Origin of the sequence: Halorubrum distributum JCM 13561, from assembly GCF_000337395.1 — an archaeon.
Lineage (GTDB): Archaea > Halobacteriota > Halobacteria > Halobacteriales > Haloferacaceae > Halorubrum > Halorubrum distributum.
On the sequence record NZ_AOJF01000040.1, the window covers coordinates 43,187 to 64,037 of the forward strand.

A 20,851-nucleotide genomic window follows, 5' to 3' on the forward strand; every position below is an offset into this window, starting at 1 on the left:
AAAAGCGACAGACCTACTCGGCGAGCTGCTGGCGGCCCGGCGCGATGAGGCGGTCGAGGTACTCCGCGAGCGCGCCCTTCGCGTCCGCGGGGTGGAGCTCGCCGGACTCCAGGTCGGCCTCCAGGTCGTCGTAGGCGTCGTACTTCAGGTTCCCCCCGTACTCCTCCGGGCGCTCGACGGTGACCGCGTCGAACCGCGGGAACACGTGGTACTCGAACACTTGGAGGACGGGGTTGTCGCGCTCGGCGCCGTCGTCGGTCGGATCGGGGTCGGCCGTCGGCGGGCAGTAGGCGTCGTTCACCTTCGACTCGATGTCCTCGCGGGAGTCCTCCATCGAGATGGTGACGCCCTCGCTGGAGGACATCTTCCCGCGGCCGGTGCCGAGGTCGGCGATGAGCGGCGTGTGGAGGCTCGTCGGCGGCTCGCGGTCGATGCTCGGGAGCACGTCGCGCGCGAGCATGTGGACCTTGCGCTGTTCCATCCCGCCGACCGCGATGTCGACGCCGAGGTACGGGATGTCGAGCGCCTGCATCAGCGGGTAGACGGCCTGCGACACCTTCACGGAGTCGCCCGAGCTGATCTCCGCCATCGCGCGCTCGGCGCGGGCGAGGGTGGTCTCAAGCTCCAGGGCGTGGAGATCGAGGGTGTAGTCGTCGTCGAGCTGGAAGTCCGAGCCGAGGACGAACTGCGTGTTCGACTCGTCGAGCCCGTAGGCGATGAACTGGTCGCGCATGCGCTCCGCGGTGTGGCGGATCTCCTCGAACGAGCCCTTGTCGTTGAGGTAGGCGTGCACGTCGGCCAACAGTACGGTCACCTCGAAGCCGGCCTCCTGGAGGTCGATCAGCTTGTTCGCGGTGAGCATGTGACCGATGTGGAGGACTCCCGAGGGCTCGTAGCCGACGTACGCCCGCTTGCCCTCGGGGTCGTCGGCCAGCGCCTCGATCTCCTCCTCGGTGACCACCTCGGCCGCGTTCCGGGTGATCAGCTCGTGAGCGTCCATACGTCCGACTGTACGTTACCGGACATATGACTTCTGGATGCGTGGTGAGCGCTCACGCGCTCCGCAGCGGCCGCGTTCGCCGACCTCACTCCTCCGTCTCGGGCAGCGTCCGCCCCGCCCGGTGTTCGGAGATGATCCGGTCGATCCGCTCGGCCTTCTGGTCGCGTCGGCGCTGTTCGGCCTCCTCCTCCCACTCCTCGACGGCGGCGGCGAGGTCCTCCTCGCTCGCGACCGCCAGTTCGTCCACCTCGCGGACCGGCACCGCGTCCGCGGGCACCACCGGAACCCCGCGCTCGAACAGCACCGCGTCGGCGACGTCCGAGAGGTTTCCCTCGCCGCGGATCACGGCCCGCGGCTCCGCGTCCGCGAGCCGCTCCGCGGTCCGGCGCCCGGCGCCCGACGCGTCCCGGAGGAACACCACGTCGCCGGCGACGAGCCCGTACGCCTCGTCCGCGGCGTCGAGCGCGTCGAGCGTGAACTGCTCGACGACCTTCACGCTCACGAGTCCCCGCCCCTCCGCGACGTCGCCGAAGTTCGAGTGGTCGAGCCGCCACAGCTCCTTTAACGTCTCCACCTTCCGTTCGAGGTCCGCGACGCGCTCCTGTGCCTCGTCGCGCTCGCGCTCCAGCCGGTCCGTCTCGCGTTCGAGCCGCGAGACCGCTCGCCGCGAGCGCGCCTCGATGCGCTCCTCGCGTTTCGCCTCCTCCAGCTCGCCCTCCAGCTCAGCGATCCGGTCGTCGCGCTCCTCTAAGTCCTCCTCCAGCGACTCGGCGTGCGACTCCAGCCGGTCGACGCGCTCGCGGAGCCGGCGGATCGTCTCCTCCTCCTCGGTTCGTTCCGGCTCCGTGGGGTCCGCCTCGTCCGCGTCGCCGTCGCCGCTCCCGCCGCCGCTCCCGTCGTCCTCGCTCAGGTCGTCGACGACGGCCTCGACGGACGCGCCGCCCGCGACGACGCCGGCGATCACCGCCTCGCGGTCGAGCCGCGGCGGCGTCTTCGCCGCGATCCGCTCGAACTGGTCCTCGTGGTCGTCGTAGGCGTACAGCGCGGCCGCCAGCGCGTCGCGCTCGTGGTCGTTGTCGTAGCTCGCCTCCCGGGTGCGGTGGAGCTTCTCGTCGACCGGGAGGTCCGTCGTGGGGCGCCAGCCGGCGGCGTCGAACGAGCGCCGGAACTTCTCGACGGTCTCCGGCATCGGCTCCACGTCGGCGGCGACGATGATCGGGCGGCCCTGCTCGACGATCCACTCGGTCACCTCGGCGGTGTCGCCGGTCCGCGAGGAGTAGAGGGCGTGGACGGTGCCGTCGAGGCCGACGACCGCGGCCGCGGTGGTGGTGCCGGGGTCGATCCCGACGATGACGCGGTCGCGCCGCTTCACCAGCGGCTCGTACTCGATCCCGTCGCGGCGCTCCCGCTCGACCTCGACGCGCACGTCGCCGGCCCGCGAGTTCGACACCGGGATGTCCTCGGGGCGGGCCTCGACCGTGAACGTCGCGTTCGCGTAGCCGCCGTACTTCTCGGTCACGTCGCGCTCGAAGTCGAGGTTCGCCTCCTTCAGCTTCGACTGGACCTGTCGCGTCCGCTTCCTGACGTTGCCGTGGATCCGTCGGGTGTAGCGGTCCTGGCTCCACCCGCCCTTCCCGGTCGAGCGCCCGCGGGACACCTTCACCGTCGTCTCGTCGGTGAAGGCGGTCACCTCGTGGCCGACGTTGGCCGCGGCGAGCCGCGCGGCCGCCTCCGCCTCCTTCATCGGCTCCTTCCCGTAGGGGATCCCGTGCCGGGAGGCGACCCGCGAGAGCGGCTCCGGGCGCTCCGCGCCGGTCACCTGAACGAGCCGGGTGCCGTCCGGGAGCGACCGGAGGAAGTTGACGAGCTCGCCTTTGTCCGCCGCCAGCTCGTAGGCGTTGTCGGTGGCGACGTAGAGGGGTTCGCGGTCGTCGATCAGCCGGCAGAGCTTCCGGAAGGAGACCACGTCACGGGTGACCCGGGCCATGGGGCCGTCTGCGTCCGGGACGTCCGGGTCGTCCTCGTCGACGGGGTCGAGGATGACGAGGGCGTAGGAGGGGCTGTCGCCGCGGACGTCGCCGCTGTGGACGTCGACGCCGAACACCGGCCGGTCGCGGGCGCGGATGGTCCGGGTTGTCACGTACCGAGGTAGGTCGTTGCCGCGTATATACCCCACGCCGAGGGAGACGGCCGCTCGGCGGCGAGTCGGTGAGCGGTCGGCGGATCGATGTCGAATCGGCGGGCGGTCGGCGGATCGACGTCGAATCGGCGGGCGGTCGGCGGATCGACGTCGAGTCGGCCAGCGGTCAGCGGATCGGCGCCAAGTTGACGAGCGGTCAGAGGATTCGCGGGTCCTCGCCCGCCTGCTGTTGCCGGCCGCTGATGATCCCCGGCGTGCCGCCGGTCTGGATGATATTGAACGCGGTCATCAGGTCCGAGCGCGAGATGAGGCCGACGAGCGCGCCGTCGGCGTCGACCACCGGGAGGCGCCCCACGCCGTGTTCCTGCATGGTCTGGAGCGCGGTCAGGGCGTCGGCGTTCGGGTCGGCCGCGACCAGATCGGTCGCCATCACGTCGTCGACGCGGTAGGCGTCGCGCTCCACCTCGCGGACCGAGCGGGCGTCCTCCAGGGTGACCATCCCGACGAGTTCGTCGCCGTCGAGGACGGGGTAGCCGGTGTGGCGCTCCTCGAACATCCGCCCCATCAGGTCGGCGACGGAGGTGTCCTCCGACACCGTGTGGAGGTCATCGCGGGGCGTCATGATGTCCGTGACGGTGACGCCCTCGAAGGCGGCCTTCAGGGTCGTCTGCTGCGCCTCGCCGGAGGCGGCGATGTAGATGAAGAAGGCCAGCACGATGAGCAGCAACTGGAAGGTGAACAGGCCGATGATCCCCATCAGGAACGCGAACACCTTCCCCACGGCGGCGGCCCGCTGGGTCGCCTGCGCGTGCGGCTGGTTCCGCGCGAGCAGCGCCCGCAGGACGCGACCGCCGTCCATCGGGAACGCGGGGAGCATGTTGAAGACCGCGAGGACGACGTTCAACAGCGCGAGGTAGCCGAACACGAAGAGGAGGGCGTCGGAGCCGCCCGCCCCGACGAGGACGACCCCGTAGCAGGCGACGCCGACCGCGACGCTAACGAGCGGGCCGGCGATCGCGATCCAGAACTCGTGTTTCCAGTCCTCGGGGAACTCGGCGAAGCTGGCGAGCCCGCCGAGCAGCCACAGCGTGATCGACTCGATCTCGTAGCCGTAGCGCATCGCGACCAGCGAGTGGCCGAACTCGTGGAGCAGTACCCCGACGAACAGCCCCACCGCGGCCGCCAGCCCGAGCAGCCACGGGGTGTTGCCGGCCGCGACCGCGCCCGCGTCGATCCCGAGCCCGGCGACCTCGTTCATCACCCCGGCGATCTCTCCCACCTGTCCGCCGATGAGGTACGCGAACAGCGGTAAGACGATCAGGAAGGTCCAGTTGAGCCTGATCGGAATGCCGAACGCGCTCCCGACCTTGATTCCACGCATGCCATCGAGTTCGGCCGGTGCCGGGTTAAGTAACGGGGTCGGGTCGGTGATCGATTAAGTGCGCGGCCCGCGTCGGGGCGCACATGAGCGACACAGGCGATCCGGAGTCGGTCGTGAAGCGCGGCGACGACGTCGACTACGAGCCCGTCGACGCCGCCGAGGGACTCTCGAAGGGCGTCCTCCTCGACGAGTCCGACGGCGCCCCGAACTTCGCGATGCGCCGGTTCGAGCTCGCGCCGGGCGCCGCTGTCCCGCGGCACACCAACGCGGTCGAACACGAGCAGTACGTCCTCGCCGGCGAGTACGTCGTCGGTATCGGCGACGAGGAGCGAACCGTCTCGCCCGGCGACGCGCTCCTCATCCCCGCGGGCGTCGAACACTGGTACCGCAACGAGGGCGACGAGCCCGGCGCGTTCATCTGTGCGGTGCCCAACGGCGACGATACGATCGAACTCGTCGAGTAGCAATTCGACTGTCCCGGGCCCGGCCCGCCGACTACTCCAGCGTGCCGACGCGGTCGGCGACGTAGCCGAACTGGTCGCGGTAGCCGTTCGGCGACAGCAGCACGGGGTAGAACGACTCGTCGGCGAGCAGCGGCTCGCCGTCGGCGGCCGCGAACCGCTCCCCGGGCTCGACGCGCTCGAAGTTGCGCGCGAACACCTCGTACGCCTCCGCCTCCGGCTTCGGGATCCGCTCGCGGAGCCGGAACACCGAGACGTCCTCGCGGCCGCCGGCGTCGAGCACGTCGTCGGCGCCGGGCGCGGAGATGGCGCCGGTCGCGGCGAGGAACGCGCGGGCGAGCCAGTAGGCGTTGTCGGCGGCGGCGTCGGAGCCCTGGAGCCCCGCCTCCACTTCGAGCGTGTGCGGGTGTTCGATGAGCCGGCCCTCGGTGAACGCGTCGGTCTGGATCACGGCCTCGACCGGGAGGTGCGGCGCGACCGCCCGTGTCACCTCGTCCATCGAGTCGATGACGGCGAACGGCTCGGCGTACGACTGCGTCGAGTGGATCGCGAGGGTCGTACACCCCTCCAGCGCGTCGACGAGCTCGGCCGCGAGCCGCACCTCGTGGGCCTCCGCGTCGCGGTTGCCCGGGAACACCCGGTTGAGGTCGGCGTCGAGGTACCGCTCGCCGGCGTCCAGCGCCGGCTCGTTGGCGACGATCAGCCGCACCGGCCGCTCGGGGTCGAGGTCGGCGTCGAGCAGGCGCTCGACGGCGCGGGCGCCGCAGGGCTCGTCGCCGTGGATCGCGCCGACGACGGCGACCTCGGGCTCCCCGTCGCCCAGATCGTGAACTTCCATACGACTCCCAGGCGGGCGGCGGGTAAGTGGCGTTCGGATCCGCGTCGCCGGGGAGTCGACCCCGCCGCGCGCGTCGTTCCGCTCGAGGTCTCCCTGCCGACGGATCTCAGTGCCCCTCGTCGACGCGCTCCGCGTACTCGTAGTCCGCGGGGTACGCGGGCGGACGGGCGTCGTCGAGGGCGATCCGCCAGCCGTCGACCGCGCTCGGCTCGTCGAGCGCGGCCCGGAGCGTCTCCCGGACATCGTCGACGTCGACCCCGTAGAAGTCGCCCGGGACGCCGTCGAGGTACTGGAGGGCCGTCTCGAACAGCGACCGCATCCCCGCGTCGTTCTCGAAGTCGACGCGCTTGTACGCGCCGGCGGCCACCTGGACCATCCCGTGGAGGAAGGCGCTCTCGACGGTGCCGCGCCCGTAGTTGTACCACTCGTCCTCGAAGCAGTCGTGGCTCTCGTGGTAGGCGCCGTCGTTGAACAGCCGCACCCCGTGCTCGGTCGCGCGCCGGAGCGTCGCGTGCTCCCAGTAGCCGCCGACCGCACGCGGGTCCGGCGGGCCGCCCGACGACCCGCCCTCGTCGCCCGCTGCGGACGAGTCGGGTCGGTCGCCCGCGTGCCACCCGGTCGGATCCCCGAGCGGTGGGGCAACGCCCGGGTCGCGGGTGTGGTCGTCCATATTCGGGCCGTTCACGCGGGAGCGACCTAACCGTTTCGCGGGGGAGGTGGATGAACCGGCCCGCGGACGGATCGAACCCTTCTTTCCGCCGGTCGCGCTCGGGGCGAACGAATGGACGCCGGACTCCCCTTCGCGCTCGCCGCCGCCGTCGTCTGGGGGACGTACCTCTTCGTCCTGAAGCGCGCCTTCTCGGAGTATCCCCCCGCCGCGTTGACGGTGGCGATAAACGCCGCGGCGCTCGGGTGGTTCCTCGCGGGGACCGGCCTCACGGTCGGCTTCGGCGACGCCGCGGCCGGGCTGGCCGGGCTGGTCGTCCCGCGGCGGTTCGCCGTCGTCGCCGTCACGAGCCTCGCGACGGCCGCGGCGTTCGTCCTCTTCCTGCGCGCCATCGAGAACGGGGCGGTGTCGTACGTCGCGCCGATCAACAAGGTCGTCCCGATGTTCGTCCTCCCGCTGGAGGTCGGGCTGCTCGGGCAGGTGTTGGCGCCGATCCAGGTCGCCGGCGTGATCGTCACCACCCTCGCGGTGTACGTCGCGAACTACGAGCCGGGCAGCTTCTTCGCGCCGTTCGCGCGGGCCGCCCGATCGCGACCCGCGCAGCTGGCGCTCGCGAGCGCGGCCTGCTACGCGGTCGCCGACGTGGGCAAGCGGGTCGCGCTCCAGGAGCTCGCGATCCCCGGCACGCTCTGGGTACCGCTGCTGCTCGCCGGCGTCGCGGTCGTGCTGCTCCCCGCGGCGGTCCGGAATCCGATCGAGGCGAGCCGGGACGACCTCCCGAAGTTCCTCGCCGCCGGCGCGCTCGTCGCGCTGGGCGAACACCTGACGACGGTCGCGTTCGCGGCGCTGCCCGCGAGCGTCGCCTCCCCGGTGATCAATACGCAGGCGATCGTCGCGGTCGTCCTCGGGGGCGTGCTGCTCGGCGAGCGCCACTTCCGGCTGCGGCTCGTCGCGGCCGTCCTCGCGGTGGTCGGCGTCGCGATGATCGCAGGCTGAGGCGGCGCGCGGGACGGATACCGCGTGGGAGGAGACGGTGCGCGAGACGAAGCGGGACGCGGGACGAGCGGCCGCCCGCCCCGACCGTCACGCCCGCCGCTACCCGAGAGGCACTTGCCCGTTCGGCCCGTACCGGTCGTATGAACCCCTCGCCGGAGTCGAGCCCGATCGACCACGCCGAGTCGATCGTGAACGCGCTCGGCGACGGCGCGTACGTCCTCGACGCCGACCGGAACCGCGTGTTCGTCAACGACCGGCTCCGCGAGGCGACCGGGTTCGACGAGGCGGTCCTCCACGACGAGCACCCGGAACGGCTCGTCGAGGAGGGGTACTGGTCCGAGGAGACCGGCGAGCGCTACCGGGCGGCCGTCGAGCGAGTCCTCGCGGGCGAGGCGGACGACGAGCGCGTCCAGCTCACGATGACGCTCGCGGACGGGCGCGAGATGACCACCGAGACGCGGCTGACCCCCATCGAACGGGACGGGTCGGTCGTCGGCGCGGTCGGGGTGATCCGCGACGTCACGGACCGAGTCGAGCGCGAGCGCGAACTGGAGCGGCTCAACGAGCGGCTCGAACGGCTCGCCGGCTTCCTCTCGCACGACCTCCGGAACCCCCTGTCCGTCGCCCGCGGCTACGTCGACCTCGCGCGCGAGACCGGCGAGACGGAGCGGCTGGCGGCCGCCGAGAGCGCGTTCGGTCGGATCGAGGCGATGATCGACGAGGCGCTGGTGATGGCCCGCGACCCCGACGAGATCGAGACCGCGGACGAGGCGGTCGACCTCGCGGACCTCGCGGCCGACTGCCTGGAGTCGGGCGACTTCGGCGACCTGCCGGCCGATTCCGACCTCGTCGTCGAGGACCCCGGACCGGTGGCCGGCGACGCGACGCTGCTCCGGCGCGCCATCGGCAACCTCATCGGCAACGCCTTCGACCACGGCGGCGACGCCCCCGCGGTCCGGGTCGGCGTCGACGAGCGGGGCGTGTACGTGGCCGACGACGGGCCGGGGCTTCCGGACGACGAGCGCGACCGCGCGGAACTGACCGACTTCGGCGTCTCGCCGGACGGCGGCACGGGCATCGGACTCGCCATCGTGGAGCGCGTCGCGGCCGCGCACGGCTGGACGCTGGAGATCGGCGAGTCGGCCGAAGGCGGGTTCCGGGTGACGCTGGTCGGCGCGGAACCGACGAGGTAAAGGGGAGCCCGAGCCAACGCCAGTCCGCGTGCGAGGGTAGCCAAGCCCGGAAACGGCGGCGGATTCAAGCTCCGCTCCTGTAGAGGTCCGTGGGTTCAAATCCCTCCCCTCGCATCGCCGGGGTCACCCCCCGTGATGCGGAAGACGCTCTCGGAGCGCTCTTCCCTCGCAAAACTTCACTCAGACCGCTTTGAGCCGTCAGTATCGCCAACCCCGGAAACGGCGGCGGGTTCAAGCTCCGCTCCTGTAGAGGTCTCGTGAGCGAGCGACGCGAGCGAACGAGAGCACGCGAGTCGCAGCCGGCGAGCGAAGCGAGCCGGACCGTCTCGCGGCGGTCCGTGGGTTCAAATCCCTCCCCTCGCATGAGCGCGTCCACAGCGCGTACATGCGGAAGACGCTCTCGGAGCGCTCTTCCCTCGCAAAACTTCACTCAGGCCGCTCCTTCGACCAGCCGCGGCCGCGTCGCGTCCGCCGACTCCGCTCCGGCTCGGTCCGAGCGACTGGATTTTTATCCCCACCCGCGAACCGGTCCCCATGAGAGAACGGACGCGTCGCGACCTGCTCCGCGTCGCCGGCGGCGTCGGCGTCGCGGGACTCGCCGGTTGTAGCTCGCTCGACGGCGACTCGACGGCCGACGGTGACTCGCCCGCCGCGGACGCCGGATCCGGGTTTGACGGAGCCGACCTGCCGCTGGATCTCGACGGCCGACCGCAGTCGTCCGACGGACTCGCCTCGCAGTTCCGACAGGGGCTCCGGAACCACGGCCACATCGACGCGACGATACCCGAGACCGTCGAGGTGCGGTGGTCGGTCCCGGCGAACCGCGGCGAGCACTCCGCCTCGAAGGGCAGCCCGATGCCGACGCCGTCGGGCGACATCCTCGTCGCCGACGACACGGGCCGGATCCAGTCGATCGCGGTCGACGGGACGACGAACTGGGCGACGGACCTCTCCGACGCCAAGTGGGGGAGCCACGGTACCCCCGCGATCGCCGATGGCTTGGCGTACGTCGGCACCTACGACGGCGTCGTCTCCGCGGTCTCGGTCGCGAGCGGCGAGATCGAGTGGCAGACCGATATCGGCGACGCGGCCGCCGCCAGCCCGACGTACCACGACGGCACGCTGTACGTCGCCGTCGAGTTCTCGCCGCCGAGCGGCGCCGCCGTCGCGCTGGACGCCGAGAGCGGCGAGGAGGTGTGGCGCGACGGCCGGCCGACCGACCACCCGCACTCGACCGTCGCGGTCGACCTCGAGCGCGACCGCTTCCTGTTCGGCGCCAACGACGGCCGCGTCTACGCCTGGTCCTTCGCCGACCGCGAGCGCGCGTGGACCTTCGACACCGGCGGCGACGTCAAGGCGCCGATCGCGATCAGCCGCGGGATCGCGGTGGTCCCGTCGTGGGCCGGCACCGTCACCGCCGTCGACGTCACCGACGGCTCCGGGCTCTGGGCGTTCGAGACGGACGAGTCCGTGTCGCCGTCGAGCGACTCCGACCCGATCCGCACGGGCGGCGTCATGTGCTCGCCGGCGGTCCACGACGGGACGGTGTACGTCGGGAGCCACGACAGGAACGTCTACGCGATCGACTTGGCGACCGGCGAGGAGCTGTGGGCGACCCCGACGGACGGGTGGATCACGGGGAACGTGACGGTGACGAACGAACACGTCCTCGTCGGCTCGTACGACGAGCACCTCTACGCGCTCGATCGCGAGGACGGCTCGGTGACCTGGGCGGTCGAGGGCAACGGCGAGGTGACCAGCGCGCCGTTCGTCACCGACGACGGGATCTACTACACCGAGCGCGCCCCGGAGGACGCCGACGAGCCCGGCATGTGCTACCGGCTCGCCGCGCCGGAGTGAGTCGGCCGCCCCGCTATCGGGCGGTCGGGCGGCGCCTCGGCAGATCGTCACGAACGTCCACCCGAAGCGGAGGGTCCGAAACGGTTTTGCCGGCCCCTGACGGACGGTCGATATGCCAGCAGATCCCGACACGGGGTACGACCCCTCGCTGGGTCGGAAGTTCGTGTTCGTCACGGGCGGTGTGATGTCCGGGCTGGGGAAGGGCATCACGGCCGCCAGCACCGGGCGCCTTCTCGCCAACGCGGGCTTCGACGTCACCGCCGTCAAGGTGGACCCCTACCTCAACGTCGACGCCGGGACGATGAACCCGTACGAGCACGGCGAGGTGTACGTGTTAAAGGACGGCGGCGAGGTCGACCTCGACCTGGGCAACTACGAGCGCTTCCTCGGCACCGATATGACGTTCGACCACAACGTCACCACGGGGAAGACGTACCAGCACGTCATCGAGCGCGAGCGCGCCGGCGACTACCTCGGCAAGACCGTCCAGATCATCCCGCACGTCACCGACGACATCAAGCGCCGGATCCGGGAGGCGGCCGAGGGGTCGGACGTCTGTCTCATCGAGATCGGCGGCACGGTCGGCGACATCGAGTCGATGCCGTTCCTCGAGGCGCTCCGCCAGTTCGCCCACGAGGAGGACGACGAGGACATCCTCTTCACGCACGTCACCCTCGTCCCGTACTCGAAGAACGGCGAGCAGAAGACGAAGCCCACCCAGCACTCGGTGAAGGAGCTGCGGTCGATCGGGCTCCAGCCCGATATCTTGGTCGGGCGCTCGGAAGACCGGCTGGACCCGGGGACGAAAGAGAAGATAGCCCTGTTCTGTGACGTGCCCACGGACGCCGTCTTCTCGAACCCCGACGTCGAGGACATCTACCACGTCCCGCTGATGGTCGAAGACGAGGGGCTCGACGAGTACGTGATGGAGCGGCTCGGCCTCGTCGACGAGGCGCTCCCGAAGGAAGAGCGGTCGACGGAGTGGCGCGACCTGGTCACCCGCGACCGCGACGAGGAGATCGACGTGGCCCTCGTCGGCAAGTACGCGCTCGAGGACGCCTACATGTCGATCCACGAGGCGCTGAAACACGCCGGCATCCAGACCGGCACCGAGGTGAACGTGCTGTGGGTCGACGCCGACGAGACGCAGGAGGAGCACGAACAGCGGCTCGCCGAGGCGGACGCCGTCGTCGTCCCCGGCGGCTTCGGCTCCCGCGGCACCGACGGGAAGATCGAGGCGATCCGCTACGCCCGCGAGAACGACGTGCCGTTCCTCGGGCTCTGCCTGGGCTTCCAGATGGCGGTCGTCGAACACGCGCGGAACATTCTCGGCCTCGACGGCGCGCACTCCGCGGAGATCGACCCCGAAACCCCCCACCCGGTCATCGACCTCCTCCCCGATCAGTACGAGACGGAGGACATGGGCGGGACGATGCGGCTCGGCGCCCACGAGACCGACATCGAGCCCGACACGCTCGCGGCCGCGGTGTACGGCGCCGACTCCTGTACCGAGCGCCACCGCCACCGCTACGAGGTGAACCCCGAGTACATCGACGCCTTGGAGGCCGACGGCCTCGTCTTCTCCGGGCGCGCGGACAACCGGATGGAGATCCTCGAACGCCCCGACCACCCGTTCTTCTTCGGGACGCAGGCGCACCCCGAGTTCCGGTCGCGGCCCGACCGCGCGAGCCCGCCGTTCGTCGCGCTCGTCGAGGCGGCGCTCGGATCGACGGACACAACCGAGCGGAACGCGGACGTGAGGCTATAGATGGTCGAGACGGAGGAATTCATCGCGGAGGCGAAAGCGGAGATCCGGGAGGCGATCGGCGACGCGAACGCCGTGATCGCCCTCTCCGGCGGCGTCGACTCCTCGGTCGCGGCGACGCTCGCGTACGAGGCGGTCGGCGACCAGCTCACCCCCGTCTACGTCGACACGGGGCTGATGCGGAAGGGAGAGACCGCGGAGATCCGCGACACGTTCGACTTCATGGAGTCGCTGCGGGTGATCGAGGCGCAGGACCGGTTCTTCGACCGGCTCGAAGGCGTCACCGACCCGGAGGAGAAGCGCCACGTCATCGGCGAGGGGTTCATCGACGAGTTCGAGACGGTCGCGCGCGACGTCGACGCCGACTTCCTCGTCCAGGGGACGATCTATCCCGACCGCATCGAGTCCGAGGGGAACATCAAGTCCCACCACAACGTCGGCGGGCTCCCCGAGGTCGTCGACTTCGAGGGGATCGTCGAGCCCGTCCGCGACCTCTACAAGGACGAGGTGCGCGAGGTCGCCCGGGAGCTCGGCCTCGAGGAGATCATCTCCGAGCGGATGCCGTTCCCCGGGCCCGGGCTCGCCGTCCGGATCGTCGGCGAGGTGACCCCGGAGAAGGCCGACGTCGCCCGCGAGGCGACTCACGTCGTCGAGGAGGAGCTGGAGGAGTACGACCCGTGGCAGGCGTTCGCCGCGGTCCTCGGCAAGGCGACGGGCGTCAAGGGCGACAACCGCGTCCACGGCTGGGTGGTCGCGGTGCGCTCCGTCGAGAGCCGCGACGGGATGACCGCCCGCGCACAGGAGCTCGACTGGAGCACGCTCCAGCGGATCCAGAGCCGGATCACCGGCGAGAACGAGAACGTGGCGCGCGTGGTGTACGACGTGACCCACAAGCCGCCCGCGACGATCGAGTACGAGTGATGACGGACCAGTCACTCGCCGTCGTCGCCGGCCCCGACGAGAACGGTCTCGGCGAGGAACTGGCGGCGCTGGGCGTCGAGATCCGCCGCGTCGACGGGCTCGTCACGGCGACGAAGCTCGAAGAAGCGGGGGTCGCCGACGCGGCCTACTTCGTCCTCACGGACGTCGAGGAGGCGACCGGGATCCCGGTCGCGAAGGAGCTGAACCCGGACGTCCGTGTCGTCACGTACGCGAGCCGGTCGCTGCCGGAGTTCGTCGCGACCGTCGCCGACCTCGCGGTCGATCCCGATCTGCTGGACGCCGCGACGGTCGCCGAGGAGCTGCTGGCCGACGACGGCGAGCCGTGAGCGGGAACGACGACCCCGCGACCGTTCCGGTCACCCTCTACACCCGCGAGGACTGCTCGCTGTGCGTCGTCGCGCGCGAGACGATCGAGTCCGTCGCGGCCGACCTCGACGGCGTGACGGTCGAACTCGACGAGGTCGACGTCGACACCGACCCCGAACTGGCCGAGGAGTACGGCGAGCGCGTCCCGTACGTGCTCGTCGACGGCAACCCGGCGTTCAAGTACGAGGTCGACGAGCGCGACCTGCGGCTGAAGCTCTTGGCGGCGACCTGAGTCGGAACGCGAAAAATCCGCTCGAACCGCCCGCTCGTGCGTCTACTTCTCGACCGTCTCCGCGCCGGGCGCGTTCGCCTTCACGCGGGTCACGGCCTCGACGGCGTTCGACCGAGAGGCGTACCCTTCACCGGAGTCGGCGAGGACGTTGCCGTTGCGGTGGCGGAGCCGCCAGCGCCACTCCTCGGCGGCGTCCTCGTAGATCTCGAACGCCGCGCTCCCAGCGGCGAGGGCGTTCGCGTCGGGCGCGTACTCGCCGACGCGCTCGACCGCGTCCGTCGCGTTCGACTTCGAGGCGTACCCCTCGCCGCCGTCGGCGAGGATGTTCCCGTTGTCGTGCACGAGCCGCCAGCGCCACGAGCCGCCCCTGTCCTCGTAGGCCTCGAACGTCGCCTTGCCCTCGCCGTCGCCCGCTCGCCCCTCCGCGCCCTCGTCGTCGGGGAACGCGAGGCCGGCGCCGCCCGCGTTCGACCTGACGCTGTCGAGCCCCTGCCGGGCCTTCTGTCGGGAGGCGTACCCCTCGCCGGAGTCGGCGAGGATGTTCCCGTTCTCGTGGACGAGCCGCCAGCGGTACTCGCCGGCCGCGTCGCGGAACACCTCGAACGCCGCGGGGTCGATCCGGAGGTAGTCCGCGGCGGCGACGTGGTCGCGCAGCTTCGCGAGCGCGCGCTTCGCGTTCGACTTGGAGGCGTACCCCTCGCCGGAGTCGCCGACGACGTTGCCGTTGTCGTGGCGCAGCCGGAAGCGCCACTCGTCGGCGTTGTCCGCGAACAGCTCGAAGGTCGCCCGGCTCTCCGGCGCCGCCGACTCGTCCGGGATAGCGACGTCCGGCTCCGCGGCGTCCTCCGGTTCCGGGCCGTCGTCGTCGGCGACCGCCTCGGCCTCCTCGACGGGCGTCTCGATCCGGAGGAGGCCCGCGCCGAGCGCGTTCCGCCGCACGCTGTGGAGCCCCTGCTGGGCCTTCCCCCGGCTGCTGTACCCCTGCCCGGAGGCCGCGATGACGTTGCCGTTGCGGTGCCGGAGCCGCCAGCGCGGCTTCCCGCTCGCGTCCTCGAACAGCTCGAACCGGGCCTTGCTCTCCCGGAGCGACGCGGCCGCGGCCTCCGCGGCCGTCGCCTCCCCGCGCGCCGCTTCGAGCTCCGACTTCGTTTCGGAGCGCTCCTCGCGGGCGGTCTCCAGTTCGGACTCGGTCGCGGCCAGCTCCTCCCGAGTCGTCTCCAGCTCCTCGCGGGTCGCGTCAAGCTCGCCGCTCGTCTCCTCGGCGGTCGCGGTCGCCGCGGCCGTCTCGCCGCGCATCCGCTCGTAGTCCTCGTAGACGGGGTCGGACAGCAGCGGGACGACCGTTCCCGCGAGGCCGATGAGGAACAGCCCGACGCTGTAGACGGCGATTATCGTCGTCTCGCCGGTGGTAGTGGACCAACCGTCCGGGAAGATGTTCACGAACCACACCACGGCGAGGACGCTCACCGCGATCCCCAGATACCCGAGGGACGTCCCCGTCCGACGGAGCGGGAACCGGATCACGGCGCCGAGCATGGTGAACGGCGGCGCCAGCGCCGCGAGCGCGTACCCGATGCCGCGCGCGGTCGTCCCCCGCTCGGTGAGGAGGAACAGGGCGACGCCGACGAGGCCGAGCAACACCCCGAACCCGAACAGCCAGTAGCCGTTCACCTCGTCGGCCGTCTTCGGCGTCCCGATCCGCCGCTCGTACAGACCGCCGTCCCGTTCGGATTTGTTATCAGTTGCCATACACAGCTAACTCCGGCCATCCGTTTATAGGTAGGGACGGGTACCGCGACCGAGGTCGGGTCGTTCCGGCTACCGCGACCCGAGCGTTTACCACGCGGACGCTCCCTCGTAGTGGTATGTACGTACTGCGAGGCGGTCGCGTGGCGGACGTAGGGGGAACCCGCGAGGCCGACGTGGCGGTCGCGGACGGCGAGGTCGTCGCGGTCGGCGAGGTCGACGACGCGGTCGCCGAGTTGGGCGGCGAGCCCACCGAGGTCGACGTCGATGGACGGGTCGTCGCGCCCGGGCTGATCGACGCGCACGTCCACGTCATGATGGACGGGCGCCCGGACGTCTCGACCGCGGTCTCGGAGAGCGACTACGCCGCGAGCTACCGGGCCGCGAGCAACCTCGAAGCCGCCGTCTCGGCCGGCGTCACGACGGTCCGCGACCTCGGCAGCCGCGGGACGCTCGCGCTCGACGCCGGCGAGGCGGTCGCTTCCGGTGAGATCGACGGCCCCCGGGTCCTCGCGTGCGGCCGCAACGTGATCATGACCGGCGGCCACGGCAACTGGTTCGGGCGCGAGGCCGACGGCCCCGCGGAGGTGCGGAAGGCGGCCCGCGAGCAGCTGAAGGCCGGCGCGGACGTGCTCAAGTGTATGGCCACCGGCGGCGTCCTCACCGAGGGCGCGGTGACGGGCGCGCCCGAGCTGACGCCCGAGGAACTGGAGGCGTTCACCGACGCGGCGGCCCCGACCGACACGCCGACCGCGGCCCACGCCCACGGCGAGGTGGGGATCAAGAACGCGGTCGAGGCCGGCATCTCCAGCGTCGAACACGGGACGTTCATGGACCGGGAGGCCGCCGAGATGATGGCCGAGCGCGGCACCTACTGGGTGCCGACCGCGAGCGCGCTCCGCGGCATCGTCGACAACGGCGTCGAGGCCGGGATCCCCGAGGACGCCGTCGCGAAGGCCGAGGACGCCGCGGACCGCTTCGACGACGCCTGGGACCACGCGCTGGAGGCCGGGGTTTCGATCGCGATGGGGACCGACGCGGGTACGCCGTTCAACTTCTTCGAGGAGATCCCGCAGGAGATGGCCCACATGGTCGACTACGGGCTCTCGCCGGAGCGGGCCCTCGAAGCCGCCACCGTCAACGCCGCCGACCTGCTCGGCCTCGACGACGTCGGCCGCGTCGAGGAAGGATATCGGGCCGACCTCGTCGTCCTCGACGCCGATCCGAACGAGGACGTCGCGGCGTGGCAGGACCCCGAAGCGGTGTTCGCGCGCGGCGAACGCGTCGAATAGGCGAACTCAACCTGGTGGGGGTTTTTTTTATAAGCGACCGAGCGGCCTCGCAGTCGAGTGTCGATAGTCGAGCGGTGATTTCGCGGTGAACGTCCCCGAGGCCTCGGCCGGTCTTTTATAAGTGGCTGTCAGCGGATCGACGGAGATCACTTCCAAAGCCCCAGCCGCGACGGCTCGGTGCGCTCGCCGTGCTCCTCGTCGCTCGTTTCACTCGCTCCTGCGGTGCTTGCGTCGCGCGCCGTCGCCCTCGCGGCAGCGTGGCGCTACGCGCCACGGGCAACCGGCGGCGGAGCCGCCGGTGACTGCCCCTTNGGCACGCGGACCCGGACGAGAACCCCTACGTCGAGGCCCCCCCGACCGACTTCGAGCCGGTCGAGGACCTCTCGGCGGACGCGGCCGCCGAGCAGGCCGAACTGCTCCGGGCGGCGGTCCGCGAGCACGACCACCGGTACTACGTCGCGGCCGACCCGCTGATCTCGGACGAGGCGTACGACGCGCTGTTCGCCCGACTGCGCGACCTCGAAGCCGCGTTCGACCTCCCGACCGAGGACTCCCCGACGCGGCGCGTCGGGGGCGAGCCGCTGGACGAACTCGACACCGTCGAGCACGTCGCGCCGATGCTCTCCATCGACAACGACACTGACGCCGCGGCGGTCCGCGAGTTCGACCAGCGGGTCCGCGAGGGGCTGGCCGACGCGGCCGGCTCCGGCGACCTCGCCGACTTCGACCCGGCCGACCTCGCGTACGTCTGCGAGCCGAAGTTCGACGGCCTCTCGATCGAGGTGATATACGAGGACGGCGAGTACGTCCGCGCGGCCACCCGCGGCGACGGCCGCGAGGGCGACGACGTCACCGAGCAGGTCCGCACGATCCGCTCGGTCCCCGGCCGCCTGCGCGGCGACGACCACCCCGACCGGCTCGCGGTCCGGGGCGAGGTGTACATGCCCCGCGACGCGTTCGAGGCGTACAACGAGGGCCTGATCGAGCGCGGCGAGGAGCCGTTCGCGAACCCGCGCAACGCCGCGGCCGGCACGCTCCGCCAGCTCGACCCCGCGGTCGTCGCCGAGCGCCCGCTCGACGTCTTCTTCTTCGACGTGCTCGCGTGGGAGGCGGGCGAGGACGGCCCCGACCGCCCCGCGCGCCACCGCGAGGCGCTCGACGCGTTCGCGTCGTTCGGCCTCCGCCGGAACGACCGGGTGGAGGTCGTCCACGACGTCGAGGCCGCGATCGACTACCGCGACGAGATCCTGGCCGCGCGCGACGACCTGAACTACGCCGTCGACGGCGTCGTGATCAAGGTCGACGCGCTCGCCCACCGCGAGGCGCTCGGGAGCACGTCGCGCGCGCCGCGCTGGGCGTTCGCGCACAAGTTCCCGCCGCGGACCGCGACGACGACCGTCGAGGGGGTCACGGTCCAGGTGGGCCGCACCGGGCGGCTCACGCCCGTCGCCGAGCTCGACCCCGTCGACGTCGGCGGGGTCACCGTCTCTCGCGCGACGCTCCACAACCCCGCCGAGATCGAGGCGCTCGGCGTGAACGTCGGCGACCGCGTCCGGATCTACCGCGCCGGCGACGTGATCCCGTACGTCCCGGAGGTCGTCGAGAAGCGCAGCGAGGGGACCTACGAGTTCCCCGACGCCTGTCCCGTCTGCGGTGCCGAAATCGAGCGCGACGGCCCGCTCGCGTTCTGTACCGGCGGGCTCGGCTGCTCGGCGCAGCTCGAGCGGGCGGTCGAACACTGGGCGCGCCGCGACGCGCTCGACGTGGAGGGGCTCGGCCCGGAGCGGGTCGAACAGCTCCGCGAGGCCGGCCTCGTCGAGTCGCTGCCGGACCTCTACGACCTGACCGCCGACGAGCTGGCCGACCTGGAGGGGTGGGGCGAGACGAGCGCCGAGAACCTGCTCCGCGAGCTGAACGCGACCCGGAGCCCGCCGCTCGACGACTTCCTCGCCGGGCTGGGGATCCCGGACGTGGGCGCGACGACCGCCCGCGCGCTCGCGGCGCACTTCGGGACGCTCGACGCCCTCCTCGACGCCGACGAGGACGCGCTCCGCGAGGTCGACGACGTTGGTCCCGAGGTGGCCGCGTCGATCCGGACGTTCCTCGACACCGAGGAGAACCGCGCCGCGATCGAGGGGCTCCGCGAGCGCGGCGTCGACCCCGAGCCGTTCGAGACCGACGCGGGTGACGGCGCGGCCGACGCGCTCGACGGGCTCACGTTCGTGTTCACCGGCTCGCTGTCCGTCCCGCGGAGCGAGGCGCAGGCGCACGTCGAGGCGCGCGGCGCGAACGCCACGTCGAGCGTCTCCGGCAACACCGACTACCTCGTCGCGGGCGAGAGTCCCGGGCAATCGAAGCGCGACGACGCGGCCGCCGAGGACGTGCCGGTCGTCGACGAGGACGGGTTCGCCGACCTGCTCGCCGAGCGCGGCGTCGACTGGCCGCCCGAGGACGACGCGTAGCGACGGGGCGGCCGCCGTGTGGCTGAGTCGCTGGCGGGGGTCGAGTCGTTCGAAAAACCGCTCGGAAACGGGCCGCTCGCCTCAGGCGAGCGGGAGGAGCGTCGACAGGATTAGCACGGTGATCAGCCCGGTCACGGAGATGATCGTCGTGAGGGCGGTCCACGTCTGGAGCGTCTCCCGCTTGGTGAGCCCGCCGATCTCGCTGACGAGCCAGAAGCCGGAGTCGTTGAACCACGAGAAGATGTTCCCGCCGGCGCCGATGACCATCACCAGGTACGCCGGGTGGACGGTCAGCTGCCCGGTGAGCGGGGCCATGATCCCCGCGGCGGTCAACATCGCGGCCGTGGCCGACCCCTGCGCGATGCGGACGATGGCGGCGATGAGCCAGGCCGTGACGAGCAGGCCGATACCGACCTCCTGAAGCGCGTTGGCGAGGTAGTCACCGATTCCGGACGCGGCGAGCAGCGCGCCGAAGGAGCCACCGGCCGCCGTGATCGCGGCGATGTTCCCGCCGCTTTTCAGCGCCTCGGTGAGCTCGTCGCTCCACTCGCTCTGGGTCATCGTGTCGTAGCGGTAGAACGTGTACGCGGCCGCGAGCGCGGCGATCGTCAGCGCGACGTTCTTGTTGCCGAGGAAGTCGGTGACCGGCTGGAGCGAGGCGAGCGCCGGAACCGGATCCTGGAACGTGTTGACGAACGTCGACGACGCGATCAGCAGGACGGCCAGCAGGATCGGCGCAAGCGACTCCAGCATGCCCGGAAGCTCGCTGGTCGGGCGGTCCGCGACCTCCTGAAGCTCCTCCGTCGAGGTCGCCATCGTGTCGCGCAGCGGGATGTCCAGCCGGCTGTTGATCCAGCGCCCGTAGACGAGCCCCGAGACGATTGCGGCCGGGATGGCGACCGCCAGTCCGACGAGGATCGTCATCCCGAGGTTGCTTCCGATCCGGTCGGCGACCGCGAGCGGACCGGGCGTGGGCGGGACGAACACGTGGGTCGTCGCGGCCCCCGCGCCGACGACGACGATGAACAGCGTGTAGTCGCGGCCCACCCGCGCCCGCATCGAGCGCGCGAGCGGCGCCAACAGATAGAACACGCTGTCGAAGAACACCGGGACCGCCAGCACCGAACTGCTTCCCAGAAGCGCCACGTCGGAGTTGCCCTCGCCGAGGACGTTCTGGAACCCGCGGACGACCCGTTGGGCCGCGCCGCTCTCTAACATCCCCTTGCCGATGACCGCGGCCATGAGGATCGGAATGCCGATCCCCGCCATTCCGTTCCCGAACGCCGTCGCGACCTGATTTCCGGCGTCGGCGGCGGAGAAGTCGGCGACGAAGATCGTGTTCACCACGCCGACCAGGAACGCCGAGATGATCAGCCCGATAAACGCCGGGAGGTCCAGCCACACGAGCAGCGCGACGACAATAATCAAACCAATTATGAAAGTTAGCAGTGGACTATGCGTAAACTCGACAGCTGCCTGAAGTGGTATCGGACCCATGCCGATGGATATG

17 protein-coding genes and 1 tRNA gene are annotated in these 20,851 nt (G+C 71.2%); 11 read left to right on the plus strand and 7 right to left on the minus strand.

Going from position 1 to position 20,851, the window contains the following annotated elements; genetic code table 11:
• Positions 1-13: 13 nt before the first annotated feature.
• From C470_RS09680 to C470_RS09690, 3 genes are all read right to left on the minus strand, one after another.
• A complete protein-coding gene (locus tag C470_RS09680) occupies positions 14-1,000 on the minus strand; it encodes a tyrosine--tRNA ligase (protein WP_007345530.1) in 987 nt (328 codons plus the stop codon).
• A gap of 85 nt (positions 1,001-1,085) precedes the next feature.
• Positions 1,086-3,140 (minus strand): DUF460 domain-containing protein, encoded by a 2,055-nt coding sequence (locus tag C470_RS09685; protein ID WP_008366924.1) that lies wholly within the window; start codon positions 3,138-3,140, stop codon positions 1,086-1,088.
• A 196-nt stretch (positions 3,141-3,336) separates the two neighbouring features.
• Positions 3,337-4,521, minus strand: coding sequence for a CBS domain-containing protein (locus C470_RS09690; RefSeq protein WP_007995920.1), 1,185 nt, complete (start codon positions 4,519-4,521; stop codon positions 3,337-3,339).
• A gap of 83 nt (positions 4,522-4,604) precedes the next feature.
• Between C470_RS09690 and C470_RS09695 the strand changes: the two genes are divergently transcribed.
• A complete protein-coding gene (locus tag C470_RS09695; RefSeq protein ID WP_004597751.1) occupies positions 4,605-4,985 on the plus strand; it encodes a cupin domain-containing protein in 381 nt (126 codons plus the stop codon).
• Between the two features lie 31 nt (positions 4,986-5,016).
• Here the strand turns inward: C470_RS09695 and C470_RS09700 are convergent, their stop codons facing one another.
• Positions 5,017-5,820 (minus strand): succinylglutamate desuccinylase/aspartoacylase domain-containing protein, encoded by an 804-nt coding sequence (locus C470_RS09700; protein WP_008366927.1) that lies wholly within the window; start codon positions 5,818-5,820, stop codon positions 5,017-5,019.
• Between the two features lie 106 nt (positions 5,821-5,926).
• Positions 5,927-6,490, minus strand: a complete 564-nt coding sequence (locus C470_RS09705; protein WP_008366928.1) for a DUF309 domain-containing protein — start codon at positions 6,488-6,490, stop codon at positions 5,927-5,929.
• Positions 6,491-6,601: 111 nt separating this feature from the next.
• Between C470_RS09705 and C470_RS09710 the strand changes: the two genes are divergently transcribed.
• From C470_RS09710 to C470_RS09745, 8 genes are all read left to right on the plus strand, one after another.
• A complete protein-coding gene (locus C470_RS09710) occupies positions 6,602-7,483 on the plus strand; it encodes a DMT family transporter (RefSeq protein ID WP_008366930.1) in 882 nt (293 codons plus the stop codon).
• Between the two features lie 140 nt (positions 7,484-7,623).
• A complete protein-coding gene (locus tag C470_RS09715) occupies positions 7,624-8,676 on the plus strand; it encodes a PAS domain-containing sensor histidine kinase (RefSeq protein ID WP_008366932.1) in 1,053 nt (350 codons plus the stop codon).
• A 30-nt stretch (positions 8,677-8,706) separates the two neighbouring features.
• A tRNA-Leu gene (locus C470_RS09720) sits at positions 8,707-8,790 on the plus strand.
• Positions 8,791-9,210: 420 nt separating this feature from the next.
• Entirely contained in the window at positions 9,211-10,536 is a 1,326-nt protein-coding gene (locus C470_RS09725; protein WP_008366934.1) for an outer membrane protein assembly factor BamB family protein, read from the plus strand.
• A gap of 112 nt (positions 10,537-10,648) precedes the next feature.
• Positions 10,649-12,304: a CTP synthase gene (locus C470_RS09730; protein ID WP_008366936.1), complete on the plus strand. Its 1,656-nt coding sequence runs from the start codon at positions 10,649-10,651 to the stop codon at positions 12,302-12,304.
• The gene (gene guaA, locus C470_RS09735; RefSeq protein WP_007345521.1) at positions 12,305-13,222 is read left to right on the plus strand and encodes a glutamine-hydrolyzing GMP synthase; all 918 of its coding nucleotides are present in this window, start codon (positions 12,305-12,307) and stop codon (positions 13,220-13,222) included.
• The gene (locus C470_RS09740) at positions 13,222-13,569 is read left to right on the plus strand and encodes a DUF7126 family protein (RefSeq protein ID WP_004597709.1); all 348 of its coding nucleotides are present in this window, start codon (positions 13,222-13,224) and stop codon (positions 13,567-13,569) included. Before guaA ends, C470_RS09740 begins: the two co-directional genes overlap by 1 nt.
• Positions 13,566-13,841 (plus strand): glutaredoxin family protein, encoded by a 276-nt coding sequence (locus C470_RS09745; RefSeq protein ID WP_004597707.1) that lies wholly within the window; start codon positions 13,566-13,568, stop codon positions 13,839-13,841. Before C470_RS09740 ends, C470_RS09745 begins: the two co-directional genes overlap by 4 nt.
• 42 nt (positions 13,842-13,883) lie before the next feature.
• On the opposite strand, the gene C470_RS09750 is transcribed toward C470_RS09745, so the two are convergent.
• Positions 13,884-15,590, minus strand: coding sequence for an HVO_2922 family protein (locus C470_RS09750; protein WP_008366939.1), 1,707 nt, complete (start codon positions 15,588-15,590; stop codon positions 13,884-13,886).
• A 116-nt stretch (positions 15,591-15,706) separates the two neighbouring features.
• Between C470_RS09750 and C470_RS09755 the strand changes: the two genes are divergently transcribed.
• Both C470_RS09755 and ligA read left to right on the plus strand, forming a co-directional pair.
• Positions 15,707-16,879, plus strand: a complete 1,173-nt coding sequence (locus tag C470_RS09755) for a metal-dependent hydrolase family protein (protein ID WP_193365838.1) — start codon at positions 15,707-15,709, stop codon at positions 16,877-16,879.
• Positions 16,880-17,181: 302 nt separating this feature from the next.
• Positions 17,182-19,341, plus strand: a complete 2,160-nt coding sequence (gene ligA / locus C470_RS09760; RefSeq protein WP_049908685.1) for an NAD-dependent DNA ligase LigA — start codon at positions 17,182-17,184, stop codon at positions 19,339-19,341.
• An 81-nt stretch (positions 19,342-19,422) separates the two neighbouring features.
• Here ligA and C470_RS09765 read toward each other — a convergent pair whose 3' ends face one another.
• Positions 19,423-20,838 carry a GntP family permease gene (locus C470_RS09765; RefSeq protein ID WP_049908687.1) on the minus strand — a complete coding sequence of 472 codons (1,416 nt, stop codon included), beginning with the start codon at positions 20,836-20,838 and terminating at the stop codon, positions 19,423-19,425.
• Between the last annotated feature and the right edge of the window lie 13 nt (positions 20,839-20,851).